This window comes from Pseudomonas sp. P97.38 (assembly GCF_001269745.1).
Classification (GTDB): Bacteria; Pseudomonadota; Gammaproteobacteria; order Pseudomonadales; family Pseudomonadaceae; genus Aquipseudomonas; species Aquipseudomonas chlororaphis_E.
Map to the genome: position 1 here is coordinate 83,801 of NZ_LHVJ01000022.1, position 13,547 is coordinate 97,347.

Consider the following 13,547-nt stretch of genomic DNA (forward strand, 5'->3'; position numbering starts at 1 on the left):
AAGTGTCATGTTCGAGAGTGTTCCGCAACCGCTTGCCTATGCCCAGGCGCTTCTACTGCAGTTTTCCAATCTTTCGCGCCTGGAGGACGAGGCTGTGCTGGTGGGGCATTTCATCCAGGGTGCAGCTCGACTCAGCGGGTGTGAACTGGCCCAGTTGTACTTGCTCGATGCACCCCGTGATCATTTGGGATTGAACGCCGAATGCCTGGAAGGGCATTTGCAGAGACGTGATCAGACACATCTTCCCAGCGACTACAACCACGAGCCACTTTTGCAATTTGTGCTGCGCCAGAACCGTGTCGTATGCCTCGATGCGTTAAGCGACAGCCTCCATGACACCGGATTTCTGCCAAGCCGGGCCACACCGTGGCAATCGATGCTCTGCATCCCTCTCGTCAACTCCCGAGGGAGCGCTGATGGTTTATTGCTGTGTGCCAGCGAACAGCACCTCGACCTCCAGGGGTTTGCCGAGTCCCTGGGGCATCTTGGAACGTTTGCGCTGGGCCAACTCCACCTGTTGCGGCGCCTGCGTCGTTCCGTCGGCGAACTCCAATCCATCAATCGAAGCCTGCCGAGCGCCAATGACTACGGCCTGATCGGCAAGAGTGCCGCGATGCGCAAGACCTGTTCGATGATCAGTAAGGTCGTGCACAGTCCTTTTACCATCCTGCTGCGGGGCGAGACCGGTACTGGCAAGGAGGTAGTGGCTCGCGCCATTCACGACGCCAGTCAGCGCCGGGCCAAGGCACTCGTTGTGCAGAACTGCGCAGCGGTGCCCGAAAACCTGCTGGAAAGTGAGCTTTTCGGCTATCGCAAGGGGGCTTTTACCGGAGCTGATCGGGACCGTGTCGGGCTGTTCGATGCAGCCAACGGAGGCACGTTGTTACTCGATGAGATCGGCGACATGCCATTGTCCCTCCAGGCGAAACTGCTGCGAGTGCTGCAGGAAGGTGAGATCCGTCCGTTGGGGTCCAATGAAACTCACAGCGTCGACGTGCGGATCATTGCTGCTACCCATCGCGACCTGAAGCAGTTGATGAAGGAGGGCAAGTTTCGCGAGGACCTGTACTACCGCCTGGCCCAGTTTCCGATCCAGTTACCCTCATTGCGCCAGCGTGATGGAGACATTATCGAGCTGGCGCGACACTTTGCCGACAAGGCTTGTGCACTTTTGCAGCGCGATCCGGTGAGCTGGTCGGATGCGGCGCTTGACCATCTGAGCGCCTACGGCTTCCCGGGAAACGTACGCGAACTCAAAAGTATCGTGGAAAGGGCTGTGCTGCTGTGCGAGGGCGACGAGCTGCTTGTCGAGCATTTCGGGTTGCGCATCGAGAGCCCGGTGGAGCGCGGTCGTGTAAGTCTGCGAGAGCGGATGATGCAGATCGAGCGAAATCTTTTGATCGATGGCTTGCGCGAATTTGGCGGCAACAAGGCTCGTACCGCCCGTGAACTGGGCCTTCCACTGCGCACGCTGCTTTATCGTCTCGAGCGCCTGAACATTCGGCGCAGTGATTTCGATGACTGATCCTTTCCTTGCCTCGACGTATCCATTGCCGCGTCACCCATTAGCCCTGGAGCCCTTTCCATGCGTGTTTTTTCCTGGTCCGCATTTGCTTTGTCCTGCGTCATGTCCTGCAGCCTTGTCGGGTGCAACAGCAATTACATATTCAACGATAGCGTTTATCGCCCTTTGGGTGATCCACAGGCGCTCAACCGCGGGAAATGAACCCAGGAGCTTCTACAGATGGAACTTGTTCTCGAGATGTTGAACCCCGGCCGACCTGGCGCCGCACTGCATTGCCGGAAAGCTTTCGGGCCGGCCGGAGGTGTCATAGGCCGAGGTGAGGACTGCGACTGGATCATCCCTGACCGCCGGCGCCTGGTGTCCAAGCAGCACGCATTGGTGAGCTTTCGTGAGGGGGTGTTTTGCCTGACCGATCTCAGCGCCAACGGTACGATCGACCGCGAGAGTGGCCTGCCCCTGCCCAAAGGCGAGCCGGTGCGGATAAAGGACGCTAACACCTACATCATGGGGGATTTCCAGATTCGGGTGCGACGTGTCTGCGGACTTACTCGTAGCGTTGCCGAACCAGGCCACCTGGCGTCGGGTGATCAGTTGATCCCGGATGACGCGTTTCTGGATCTGGACCCACTCAAAGCTCTGGATCAACAGGAGCGCACCTCCCTGGACATCGATGAGCTGATAAACCCTGTTGCTCGAACGCGCAACAGGTTCGGGAGCTTGAACCCTGCTCGTCTCGATGTGGAAAACCTGTTGTTGCCCGAGCTGGTCGAGGCTCCGGCTGATATTGAGTTCAAGCGCCATCCGCCTACCGACTATCCGGATGAAAGCTTCTGGGGGCGCTTCGGCCACGCGTTGGGCATGAATCTCAATGACTTGGATAAGGCAGCCCGTGAATCCCTGGCGATCACAGCTGCGCAATGGTTCCAGCGAACTGCCCAGGCCTATGAAGAGCAAGCTCGCCGGATTTCCTCCCCGACTATCGATCGCCACGGATGACGACCATGCCCCGTCTCACGATGTTTTTCTGCAGGACGCTTACAGCTTTTGTCGTAATGCTTTTGTCGAGCGGTTGCGCCGTCTGGTCGCCGTTCTCGACGATGACCAAACTCAATCTCACGCTGGCCGCCAGCGATCAGCTCAATCCCGACCTCAATGGGCGGCCGTCGCCAGTGGTGGTGCGGTTGTTTGAACTCAGGCAGCCAGTTGCGTTTGAGAACGCAGACTTCTTCAGCCTCTATGAGCGCGCGAGGGAAACACTGTCGCCCGATCTGGTGGCCAGTGAAGAATTGGAGATGCGCCCGGGCGACAGCGTCGAGCTCAGGTTGGGTCTTACCGGCGATGGTCGTTACGTTGGCCTGCTCGCGGCGTACCGAGACCTGCCCCATACGCGATGGCGCTACACATTACCGGTTGCGCCGGCGCAGTTGACCGAGGCGAGCCTGATCCTCGCTCACGACGGAATTACCAACCCTCTGGCCAAGGGGGATGACCAATGAATCACGATAAGGTCGTCTGGCAGGAAGGCATGCTCCTGCGCCCGCAACACCTGCAACATAACGATCGTTACTTCGATCACCAGTTGAAGGTCCGCACCCGGTTGTTGAGCCGTTATGCGTGGGGATTCCTGGGCCTGGAGATCGATCTGCAGTTTCTTAACATGGGTCAACTGGTGGTCAGCCAGGCCAGCGGGATCCTGCCCGATGGCAGTCTGTTCGAGCTGGGTGGTCACGCCGAACCGCTGGCCCTGGAAGTCCCTTCCAATACCCGCAATACACCCATCTACCTCGCTTTGCCCCTGGTGACCGGTAATCACATCGAGTCCCGCCGTCCGGAACAGTCCGACGTACTGGCGCGCTACACCGTCTACGATGCACAGGTGGCTGACTCCAATGCCGGAGAAACCGGCGCAAGCCAGATCAGCTGTGGTCGTCCGGACCTGCGTCTGCTGTTGGGGGAGCAACAGAGCGATGACGCGTTCGTGAAGCTCAAGCTGTGTGAGGTACTCGACACCACGGCCGATGGCGTTATCAGGCTCGATCCGGACTTTGTGCCGACCTTCATCCAGGCTGCTTCATCGCCCTATCTGCTGTCTTGCCTCAAGGAGGTCCTCGGCATGCTTGCCCATCGAGGCGATAGCCTAGCCGAGCGGATCGGCGCTCATGGCAAGGCGGGTGGCGCCCAGGTGGGTGATTTCATGATGTTGCAACTGATCAACCGCAGCGAGCTGTTGCTACGTCACTATCTGGACCTGGAGCACGTGCATCCGGAAACGCTGTATCGAACGTTACTGGCGCTGTTGGGCGAACTGGCGACATTCTCGGGCGACAGCAAGCGCCCCTCGCTCAACAACCGTTATCAGCACAGTAACCAAGGCGTGTGTTTTCGCCACTTGATGCAGGCGATTCGTCAGGCGCTGTCGATGGTGCTCGAGCAGCACGCAATCGAGTTGCCAATGCAGGCGCGCCAATACGGCATCACCGTTTCGCCGGTGAAAGATCTTTCGCTGCTGGACTCCGCCTCGTTTGTGCTGGCGGCAAGTGCCAACTGTGACAGTGATGAGCTGCGTCATCGACTGCCGTCGCACCTCAAGATCGGTTCGGTGGAACGCATCCGCCAGTTGGTCAACCTGCATCTGCCAGGCATCAGGATCAGGCCCCTACCGGTAGCGCCGCGACAGATCGCATTTCATGCCAACAAAACCTATTTCATTCTCGAACCGGGCACCGAAGACCTGGCTCAGTTGAGGCGCTCAGCAGGCTTTGCATTCCATGTTTCTGGTGATTTTTCCGAACTTGAACTGAATTTTTGGGCCATCAGGAATTGAACGACATGGAGAAGGAAAATCCTCAAGACGAAGCGACAGTCTTGCTCGACCATCATGGGCAGCGCCCTGCTTCGGGCCCCTTGACCGATGCTGTCGCGTCGCCGCGCATGGAGCACCTGCAGGAACGAATGATCTACGCGGCGCAATTGCCGCCGTCCCAGGTATTCAATGCCAGTCTCAACCCGTTGGTGGCAGCGGCCTCCGAATTGTTATCGCAAGTGGTGCAGCTCAAGTACGGACAGGAACGTGGGGACCTGCTGGCACTCAAGCGCGAGTTGTGCCTGGAGCTGGAGCGGTTCGAGGCTCGTGCCTTACAGGCGGATGTCGAGAGCACACAGTTGATCGCTGCACGCTATGTACTCTGCACCGTGATTGACGAGGCGGTCGTCACCACGCCCTGGGGTCAGGGAAGCGATTGGTCGAAGCTGAGTCTGCTCAGCACGTTCCACAATGAAACCTTCGGTGGCGAAAAAGTCTTCCAGTTGATTGATCGATTGTCGAAGAACCCCGTCAAGCACCTGCCGATGCTGGAGTTGATGTATCTGTGCCTGTCCCTGGGTTTTGAAGGCAAATACCGGGTTCAAGCTCGCGGGGTGCTTGAGCTCGAAGGCCTGCGCGACGCCTTGTACCGGCTGATTCGCCAGGTACGTGGCGACGCTCCCCGCGAACTGTCACCTCACTGGGAAGGCGTAGGTGGCATGCGTCGCCGTCCAATGCGGATCGTCCCGGCCTGGGCGGTGGCGGCCTTTACGGTGTTGTGCCTGGGCGTGATGTATTCGAGCTTCGCCTGGGTGCTGGCCGAGCAACGCCAAAGCGTGCTGCAACCTTACCAACTGCTGGAACCGGTCACCGCCAAGCGGCTGCCTTGAACAGGGATGTGTCATGAAATTGCTTTTCGGAAAAATCGATACCTGGGTTCGTCAAACCTGGGTCTGGTCGCTGCTGCTGGTGCTTTGTGCGTCGCTGCTGGTGTGGTTTGTCGGCCCACTGCTGGCAATCAATGACTACAAGTTCTGGGCGAGCCCTGTCGCCAGGCTGTTGAGTGTCAGCGTACTGACACTGGGGTGGGGCCTGGGTATGGTCTTCGCCAAGGGCCGTGTTGGTGCGCCCGCGACGGTTCAGGAAAGCAACACTGATCAGTCAAGTGGCTCGCATCGCACAAGGCTCGATAACGAGCGGCGCGAAGTGCGCTCGCGCTTCGGTAAGGCGCTAAGAACGCTAAAGTCCGCAGGTCTTTATCCTGGCCAGGGTCAACGCTGGCGTAACGATCTGCCGTGGTACTTGCTGGTAGGTCCGCCCGCCAGCGGCAAGACCAGCCTGCTGGAAGGCTCGGGCCTGGAGTTTCTCGACCGAGGTGAGCGCGCTCCGCCCAGCGAAACGTCGGGTACTCGATATTGCGAGTGGTATTTCACTGAACACGCGGTCTTGGTCGACACAGCCGGGCGCTTTCTCACCCAAAGCAACCGCGATGTCGACAGCAGCTCGTGGACCGTACTGCTTGAGTTACTGAGAAAACGTCGCCGGAATCGGCCATTGAGCGGTGTGCTCTTGATGGTTCCGACCGAACTTTTGCTGCTGGGCGGCGAGGGGGAGGTAACCGCTCTGGCTCGACAGATCCAGGGCCGGCTACAGGAACTCAGGCGACGGCTGCACGTCGATGTACCGGTGTATCTGGTCCTGAGCAAAGCGGACTGTTTGCCTGGTTTCAATGAGTTTTTCGATTCGCTGGCTCGCGAGGAACGTGACCAGGTGCTTGGCGCCAGTTTCAGTCGAGATCACCATGCAAGCGACGTGACCGAGTTGCGCGACAACTTCGAAGCGTTGCTGCAGCGGCTCAACAGCCAGGTCATCCTGCGCATGCATCAGGAGCGCGATACCCGGCGTCGTAGCTGCATTCTTGATTTCCCGCACCAACTTGAGCAACTCGGCGGCAATCTTTGCTTGCTGGTCGAGCAGGCATTCATCGGAAGTAATCGTTGCCTGCGTGGCTTCTATCTAACCTGCGCGCCACGCCCCAGCTTGACCATGAAACCGGCCGTTGGGCAGGGAAATGCTGGCGCTCGGGCCAGCAATGTCCCGTCGGATGATTCGCCTCGATTCATCCGTCACCTGGTCACTCGGGTGATCTTTCCAGAGGCCGATCTGGTCGACCTCGATCAGCGTGAGCGCCGCCTTATCAATTGGGGGCAGCGGACTTCGTACCTTGCCGGATTGATGGTCCTTGGCGTATTTGGGTTGTTGTGGGCGAACGGTTTTTCGACCAATCACGAACGTCTGGAAAGCTTGCGCGCACTGGCGCAGCGCTGGGATCAGCAGCAATCGACCGCTGTGACAGACGATGACTGGGTCGCGATGCTTCGATCACTTGATACCCGTTTCGAAGCCACCGAGGTTTTTCCACCCCTAGCAGCGGTGCCTTTGTATGAACGCGTTGGTTTGTACCAGGGTAAAGCCAGCAATCAAGCGGTGACCGACGCGTATGTGCGGGAGTTGCAGGCTCAACTGCTGCCCAGGGTCGCATTGCGATTGGAAGAGCATATCCGCGACAACCGCCATGATCGCGAGCAATTGTTCAACAGCTTGCGCGCGTACCTGATGCTGAATCTGCGCGAGCGTCGTGACACCGAGTGGCTCAAGGACCGGTTGGGCAAGGATTGGTCTCTTCGCTACGCTGGCGACACTGCGCTTCAAGAGGGCTTGAACAACCATTTTGCGCGTTTATTGGAGTTGCCCTTCTCCCTTGCGCTGGACGAGTCGCTGGTGGCACAGGCAAGGGAGGTCTTGCGCAGTGAGTCCCTGGCCGTTGTCGTGTACAGGATGTTGCATGAACAGGCCAGCCATCTACCGCACTATCGCCTCAGCCACCATCTGGGTTCACAGGGCGCGTTGTTGGTCGGCACCGATCATGTGATCCCTGGCTTCTACACCCGACAAGGTTTTGAGCGGTATTTTTCGACTCAAGGGGCGGTCCTGGTCACTGAACTCTTGCGAGATAACTGGGTGCTGGGTGATGGCGAAAGTCTCAGCCACATGGATATGCGTCGCCTGATGGCCGAGCTGGAACAACTGTATTTTCGCGACTATGCCGACCGCTGGAGTGACGCGATCGGTCGAGTGACCTTGCAGCCGATGACCGGCGCTGGGACAGGAGCCGAGCAACTCGCAGGGCTGGCTTCGGCGCATTCGCCCATTTTGCAGTTGCTGGTGCAGGTGCGTGAAAACACACGAATCCAGATGGGAGCCGAACGAGTAGTCGCTGTGGCGCAAACGGCGGGGGAAGGCGGCTCTGTTGGAAAACTCGCTGTGGCAGTGGGGAACGCCGCTGATTCCCTGACCGAAAAGCTACCAGACACTGCACGAAAATCCTTGCAACGACGTTTCGAACCACTGCATCGGCTGCTGGACGCGGACAATGGCCCGACTGCTGATCTGAACCAGGCCTTGCGGGCTCTCGATGACTTGCAGTTGCAGTTGGCGAGCCTGGCCCGAGTCGGTGCGCCGGAGCACGCCGCGTTCGAGTTGGCCCGAGGCCGCATGGGAGGGGACCGTGATGCATTGAGTCACTTGCGCAGTGCGTCAGTTCGGCTGCCGCGTCCGGTCAGTGCCTGGTTCAACGGGCTGGCCGAGGACAGTTGGCGCTTGGTACTCAGTGATTCGTACCGCTATCTGAACCAGCGCTATCAGAGCGAGCTGTACAGCTTTTACGGCAAGGCGATCGACAAACGGTACCCCTTCAACGCCCACAGCGTCAGTGACGTGGCAATCGATGATTTCCGGGAGTTCTTCAGGAGTGATGGCATTGTCGATCAATTCTTCGAGCGCTACCTGCGGCCTTTCGTCAGTGGTACTCAGGGGCACTACAGGCTGCGCAGCATCGATGGACAAAGTTTGCCGATGTCCAGGGTCTTTCTCGACCAGATGACGACGACGGACACTATTCGCCGCAGCTTCTTCGCGCATAACCCGACTGAACCACAGGTGCAGTTCACACTGGAGCCCTACACCCTCGATCCTACGGTGAGCCGTTCTGAATTCAGCTTTGGCGGCAGGACGCTCGAGTACCGCCATGGTCCGATCCTGCCCCGGACGTTCACCTGGCCCAGCGACGAGCAGAACGGGCGAACGGCTTTGGTGTTGGAGAAAATGGCCGGGCGAGGCGTGGGCATCGAAAAGAATACCGGCCCCTGGTCGCTGTTTCGCATGTTCGACCTGATGCCAACCGAATACCTGAGCGGGCGCGATGTGGCTGTGCTCAAGGCCGATTTGGGCGGATTACGTGCCAACTACCTGCTGACAAGCCAGCGCACACCGAACCCCTTCGACATGGCTGCATTGCGGACATTTCGAATGCCGGTGCAACTCTGATGCAGACCGATGGCCCCTGGCGCAGTGCAGCGCGCACGGATACCGGTAAGGTCCGGACGCGTAATGAGGATGCCTTTCTAGAATGTCCGCAACAGGGGTTATGGGCCGTTGCCGACGGAATGGGCGGATACAGGGGCGGTGACATTGCCAGCCAGCTGATTGTTGCCCACCTGGCCGAGTTACCGATGCATCCAGACCTCCATGAACGCGCCAGTGCAGTGCGTCGGTGCTTGCGCTGGAGCAATCGGCGGCTTAGCCAGGAGCTGACCGTCACCGAGCGTCATCCAGGTATGATGGGCAGCACGGTGGTGGTGCTGCTATTGGAAGGCAACCATGGCATCTGCATCTGGGCCGGCGACAGCCGCTGCTACCTCTGGCGCGGCCGACGGTTGTATCAGCTGTCCAAGGACCACTCCCTGCAACAGCAACTCATCGACACCCAACGCATCAGCCGCGCCGAGGCCTGTGCGCACCCCGCGGGCAAGGCACTGACCCGCGCGGTGGGCGCCGAGCAAGAATTGACGCTGGAGACGTTGGAACTGGCGGTGTATCCCGGTGATACGTTCTTGCTGTGCAGTGATGGCCTGTATCAAGGCCTTGGCGCAGAGGCCTTGGGCGGCGCGTTGGGGCTGGCTTCACCGTGTTCGGCGGTGGAGCGCTTGTTCGACGAGGTTCTGGGTGGCGCGGCGCGGGATAACCTTACGGCGGTGGTGATCCGGCGGTGAGTGTACAGGGCGGCCAGCACACCTATTTCGCCTTCGCCGATGCCCCGCCGGCGGTGGTCGCGACCGAACGCGACGCCAGCCAAGCGCCGCGGGTCCTGGCCGGGCGTTTTCGTCTGGAGCGTTTACTGGGGGCGGGCGGCATGGGGCTCGTGTACCGCGCTCGGGATCTGCTGCACGAACAGTTTGGTGACCCCGAGCCCTACATCGCGCTGAAAATGCTCAGCGAGCCCTTCAACGCATCCCCCGACGCCAGTGCGCTGCTGTTCAGCGAGTTTGCCCTGACCCGGCATTTGCATCATCCGAACGTGCTGCGCCCGTTCAGTTTTGAAGTGGACGCGATCCACCGGCAGGCGTTCATCACCATGGAGCTGATGCGCGGCCAGACCCTCGACCAGCTGCTTTGCGAGCGTCCGCAGGGCGTGCCTTGGCGCGAGTTACAAGCGATTGCCGTGCCGCTGCTCGATGCCTTGGCGTATGCCCACGGGCGGGGTGTACTGCACGGCGACGTGAAGCCCAGCAATGTCATGTTGGGTGAAGCACAGCTGCGTTTGTTCGATTTCGGTTTGGGCCAGGCGCAGAGGGGGCCGTTGACGCGCTTGGCCAACCTTGACCGCAAACGCCTCAACGCCTGGACACCCGCCTATGCCGCGCCGGAACTGCTGGAGGGTTCGGTCCTGTCGCCGGCGGCCGACCTCTATGGCGTGGCTTGTTTGCTGTACGAGTTGGCCAGCGGCAGCCACCCGTTTCGCCGCTTGCCGTCCACCCAGGCCCGCGCTGCTCGCCTGGAACGCCAACTCAAGGCACCGCGCAACCTTCCCGGGCGCTGCTGGCCGGCGCTGCGCTTGGCCTTGGCGTTCGATCCGGGCCAACGGGCTATCGGTGCGGCTCAATTGAGCGATGTTTTCAGCAAGGGGAGGTTGTGGTGGTGAGGGGGCGGCGTTGATCGCTTTCGCGAGCAGGCTCGCCCCCACAGGCGCAGGCGTGAGGATTAGAGCGGCTTGCTGCCGATGCTCACGCCCAGGGTATGGCTGGCGTCGGGCAGCAGCGTCACCACGTCATTCATGACATTCGCCGTTTCGATGCACAGCATGCGCTGCCAGCCGTCGTCGGCCATGTCGCTGAAGGCCTTGGCGCGTTCGGTCCAGGGGTTCCAGATGACCGCCGAGCGCGAGCCGCGGCTGGCCAGTTCGATCCGTCGTTGCCAGTGCGCATCGACGATGTTCAGTGTTGGCGGGGTATCGAGGTAGATGCGGTCGGTTTCGCCGGCAAAGTGCAGGTTGCCGGCCTGGGTGACGGTTTTCCAGTCGTCCAGGGTTTCGATATAGCTCAGGCCGTCGACGCCTTCGACGTGCACGTTGCGCACGTCGCTCACGGCGAAATAGCTGTGCAGCGCCTGGCTGAGGCTGACGGTTTCGCTGCCACGGTTGTGGCTGGTCAGGCTGATGTGCAGCTGCTCGTCCATTTCGATGGTGAGCGTCAGGTCCACCTGGTGAGGCCAGCCCGGCAGGCCGTTCTCGGGGTAAGGCAGCACGAACTCCACCTTGAGGCGCTCGCCCTCGGCCTCGATGCCTTGCAGTTCCCAATCCATCGTCCGCACCAGGCCGTGGGCCGTGGCCGGGTCGTTGCTCACGCGCATGGCTTGCACGCTGTCGGGGTTGCGCGTCAGGTTGCCGAACCATGGCCAGCACACCGGCACGCCGGCGCGGATGCTCTTGCCGGCCTTGAACGTCGCCTGGTCGTTGAGCCAGATCAGCGGCGGCTGGCCGTCCACTTGATAGCTGAGGATATGCGCGCCTTGCTGGGCCACCAGCAACTCGGCCTGACCGTGGCGGATCCGCCAGGCGTTCAGTTCATCCAGTTTGACGGCTTCGACGTTGGGCGTGGACATGGTGCAATCTCGCTCTGGAACAGGGGCTACGATGGACCGCAAAACGGCCGCCGCGTTTAACGCGCGCGTGGCGGTACCGAGCGGGTGCGTCCACTGCCGTCGATGGCGACGAAGACGAACACCGCCTCGGTCACTTTACGCCACTCGCTGGACAGCGGATCGTCGCTCCAGACCTCAACCATCATCTGGATGGAGCTACGGCCGATTTCCAGCGCCTGGGTATAGAACGACAGCTGTGCGCCCACGGCCACGGGCACCAGGAAGGCCATGCGATCGATCGCCACGGTCGCCACGCGGCCGCCGGCGACCTTACTGGCCATGGCGGTGCCGGCCAGGTCCATCTGGGACACCAGCCAGCCGCCGAAAATATCGCCAAAGCCGTTGGTCTCGCGCGGAAGCGCGGTGATTTGCAGGGCCAGGTCGCCTTGCGGGATTGGATCTTCTTGTTCGAGCTCTATCATGCCGAGGGGCCTCTGACCCGTAACGCTGTCTGGTGCTTCAGGTGAATAGCCGTCCTTGTAAAAAACGATTCAGCCCGAAGAGGCTACGTTCATCACGTTTTTCGTAAAGGCGTGCCAAAGGGAGACTCTGCGAAACCGGCTGGTTCTGTCTGGCCCTACACCGCCAACGACGTTTTCGCACAGCAACCCCTTACAGAGTGTTGCAGGTTGCGAGTATATCGGGCGATAGACGTAGAGACGACCACCCGGTGCTGTTTTCGACTGTCAATTACGCGCCTCTATGTGCTTTTTCGAACAATTTGCTATGGTGCCGAACCTGCCCAGGCCCCAACTATCCTCCGGCCGGCAGAATCGACTATAAGAGAAGCCCTTGCCATGACCACTGCGCCTTCGAGCACGGCGACGCCCGCACAACCCGCACGTCCACTGACTCGCAACGATTACAAGACTTTGTCGCTATCTGCCCTGGGCGGTGCGCTGGAGTTCTACGATTTCATCATTTTCGTGTTCTTTGCCACCGTGGTCGGCAAATTGTTCTTCCCTGCCGAAATGCCCGAGTGGCTGCGCATGATGCAGACCTTCGGCATCTTTGCCGCCGGCTACCTGGCCCGGCCGCTGGGCGGGATCATCATGGCTCACTTCGGCGACCTGCTGGGGCGCAAGAAAATGTTCACCCTGAGCATTTTCATGATGGCCGTGCCGACCCTGATCATGGGCCTGCTGCCGACCTACGCGCAGATCGGCATGTGGGCGCCGATCCTGCTGTTGCTGATGCGCGTGATCCAGGGTGCAGCCATTGGCGGCGAAGTGCCGGGCGCCTGGGTGTTCGTATCCGAACACGTGCCGGCGCGCCATATCGGCTATGCCTGCGGCACCCTGACCTCCGGCTTGACGGCAGGCATCCTGCTGGGTTCGCTGGTCGCTACCGCGATCAACAGCCTTTATACGCCCGTGGAAGTGGCCGATTACGCCTGGCGGATTCCGTTCCTGCTGGGTGGCGTGTTCGGGCTGTTCTCGGTGTACCTGCGCCGCTGGCTGCACGAAACCCCGGTGTTCGCCGAGTTGCAGTTGCGCAAGGCCCTGGCCGAGGAAGTGCCGCTGCGCGCGGTGCTGCGCGACCATCGCGGCGCCATTGTCGTGTCGATGTTGCTGACCTGGTTGTTGTCCGCCGCCATCGTGGTGCTGATCCTGATGACCCCGACCGTGCTGCAGACGGTCTACCACTTCGCACCGACCACCGCGTTGCAGTCCAACAGCGTGGCGATTGTGATGCTGACCATTGGTTGCATCCTCGCCGGCGCCCTGGCGGATCGCTTCGGCGCGGGCCGTGTCTTTGTGTTCGGCTGCGCCGCCTTGCTGGCCAGCTCCTGGACCTTCTACCACAGCCTGGCCGAGCACCCTGATTGGTTGTTCCCGCTGTACGCCCTGACAGGGCTACTGGTGGGCACCATCGGCGCGGTTCCCTACGTCATGGTCAAGGCGTTCCCGCCGGTGGTGCGCTTCAGTGGCCTGTCGTTTTCCTACAACGTGGCCTACGCCATTTTCGGTGGCTTGACCCCGATGGTCGTCAGCCTGCTGCTCAAAGAAAACCCGATGGGGCCGGCTTACTATGTGGCGGTGTTGTGTGGGCTGGGGATGGTGGTGGGGGCCTATCTCTGGAAGAAGGGGCGCTAGGTCGGCTCACTTGCTTATAGGTTGACCGACTTCGCGAGTAGGCTCGCCCCCACGGATGCCGTGCAGCCCACTCGCGAAAAGGCCC

General features: G+C 60.5%; 12 protein-coding genes. 10 read left to right on the plus strand and 2 right to left on the minus strand.

Annotated features, from left to right (window positions below):
• Positions 1 to 7: 7 nt before the first annotated feature.
• The 9 genes from AD664_RS17760 to AD664_RS17795 are packed head-to-tail and all read left to right on the plus strand — an operon-like array spanning position 8 to position 10,368.
• Entirely contained in the window at positions 8 to 1,525 is a 1,518-nt protein-coding gene (locus AD664_RS17760; protein WP_053148270.1) for a sigma-54-dependent Fis family transcriptional regulator, read from the plus strand.
• 60 nt (positions 1,526 to 1,585) lie between these two features.
• On the plus strand, positions 1,586 to 1,726 hold the full coding sequence (locus AD664_RS27930; RefSeq protein ID WP_083454220.1) for a type VI secretion protein: 141 nt from the start codon (positions 1,586 to 1,588) through the stop codon (positions 1,724 to 1,726).
• Positions 1,727 to 1,744: 18 nt separating this feature from the next.
• Positions 1,745 to 2,521: a type VI secretion system-associated FHA domain protein TagH gene (tagH, locus tag AD664_RS17765; protein ID WP_053148271.1), complete on the plus strand. Its 777-nt coding sequence runs from the start codon at positions 1,745 to 1,747 to the stop codon at positions 2,519 to 2,521.
• A 5-nt stretch (positions 2,522 to 2,526) separates the two neighbouring features.
• Entirely contained in the window at positions 2,527 to 3,021 is a 495-nt protein-coding gene (tssJ, locus tag AD664_RS17770) for a type VI secretion system lipoprotein TssJ (protein WP_053148319.1), read from the plus strand.
• Positions 3,018 to 4,349 carry a type VI secretion system baseplate subunit TssK gene (gene tssK, locus AD664_RS17775; protein WP_053148273.1) on the plus strand — a complete coding sequence of 444 codons (1,332 nt, stop codon included), beginning with the start codon at positions 3,018 to 3,020 and terminating at the stop codon, positions 4,347 to 4,349. The genes tssJ and tssK overlap by 4 nt, the downstream gene beginning before the upstream one ends.
• A gap of 5 nt (positions 4,350 to 4,354) precedes the next feature.
• The gene (gene icmH, locus AD664_RS17780) at positions 4,355 to 5,218 is read left to right on the plus strand and encodes a type IVB secretion system protein IcmH/DotU (RefSeq protein WP_053148275.1); all 864 of its coding nucleotides are present in this window, start codon (positions 4,355 to 4,357) and stop codon (positions 5,216 to 5,218) included.
• Positions 5,219 to 5,231: 13 nt separating this feature from the next.
• Entirely contained in the window at positions 5,232 to 8,714 is a 3,483-nt protein-coding gene (gene tssM, locus AD664_RS17785; protein ID WP_053148277.1) for a type VI secretion system membrane subunit TssM, read from the plus strand.
• Positions 8,714 to 9,439, plus strand: a complete 726-nt coding sequence (locus AD664_RS17790) for a PP2C family serine/threonine-protein phosphatase (RefSeq protein WP_053148279.1) — start codon at positions 8,714 to 8,716, stop codon at positions 9,437 to 9,439. Before tssM ends, AD664_RS17790 begins: the two co-directional genes overlap by 1 nt.
• A gap of 53 nt (positions 9,440 to 9,492) precedes the next feature.
• Positions 9,493 to 10,368, plus strand: a complete 876-nt coding sequence (locus tag AD664_RS17795) for a serine/threonine-protein kinase (RefSeq protein ID WP_256207108.1) — start codon at positions 9,493 to 9,495, stop codon at positions 10,366 to 10,368.
• A 59-nt stretch (positions 10,369 to 10,427) separates the two neighbouring features.
• Here AD664_RS17795 and AD664_RS17800 read toward each other — a convergent pair whose 3' ends face one another.
• Together AD664_RS17800 and AD664_RS17805 are read right to left on the minus strand one after the other, a co-directional pair.
• Positions 10,428 to 11,327, minus strand: coding sequence for a D-hexose-6-phosphate mutarotase (locus tag AD664_RS17800; RefSeq protein WP_053148283.1), 900 nt, complete (start codon positions 11,325 to 11,327; stop codon positions 10,428 to 10,430).
• Between the two features lie 56 nt (positions 11,328 to 11,383).
• On the minus strand, positions 11,384 to 11,788 hold the full coding sequence (locus AD664_RS17805) for an acyl-CoA thioesterase (protein WP_003177184.1): 405 nt from the start codon (positions 11,786 to 11,788) through the stop codon (positions 11,384 to 11,386).
• A gap of 375 nt (positions 11,789 to 12,163) precedes the next feature.
• Here AD664_RS17805 and AD664_RS17810 point away from each other — a divergent pair, with 375 nt between their 5' ends.
• Entirely contained in the window at positions 12,164 to 13,462 is a 1,299-nt protein-coding gene (locus AD664_RS17810; protein WP_042730559.1) for an MFS transporter, read from the plus strand.
• Positions 13,463 to 13,547: the final 85 nt, after the last annotated feature.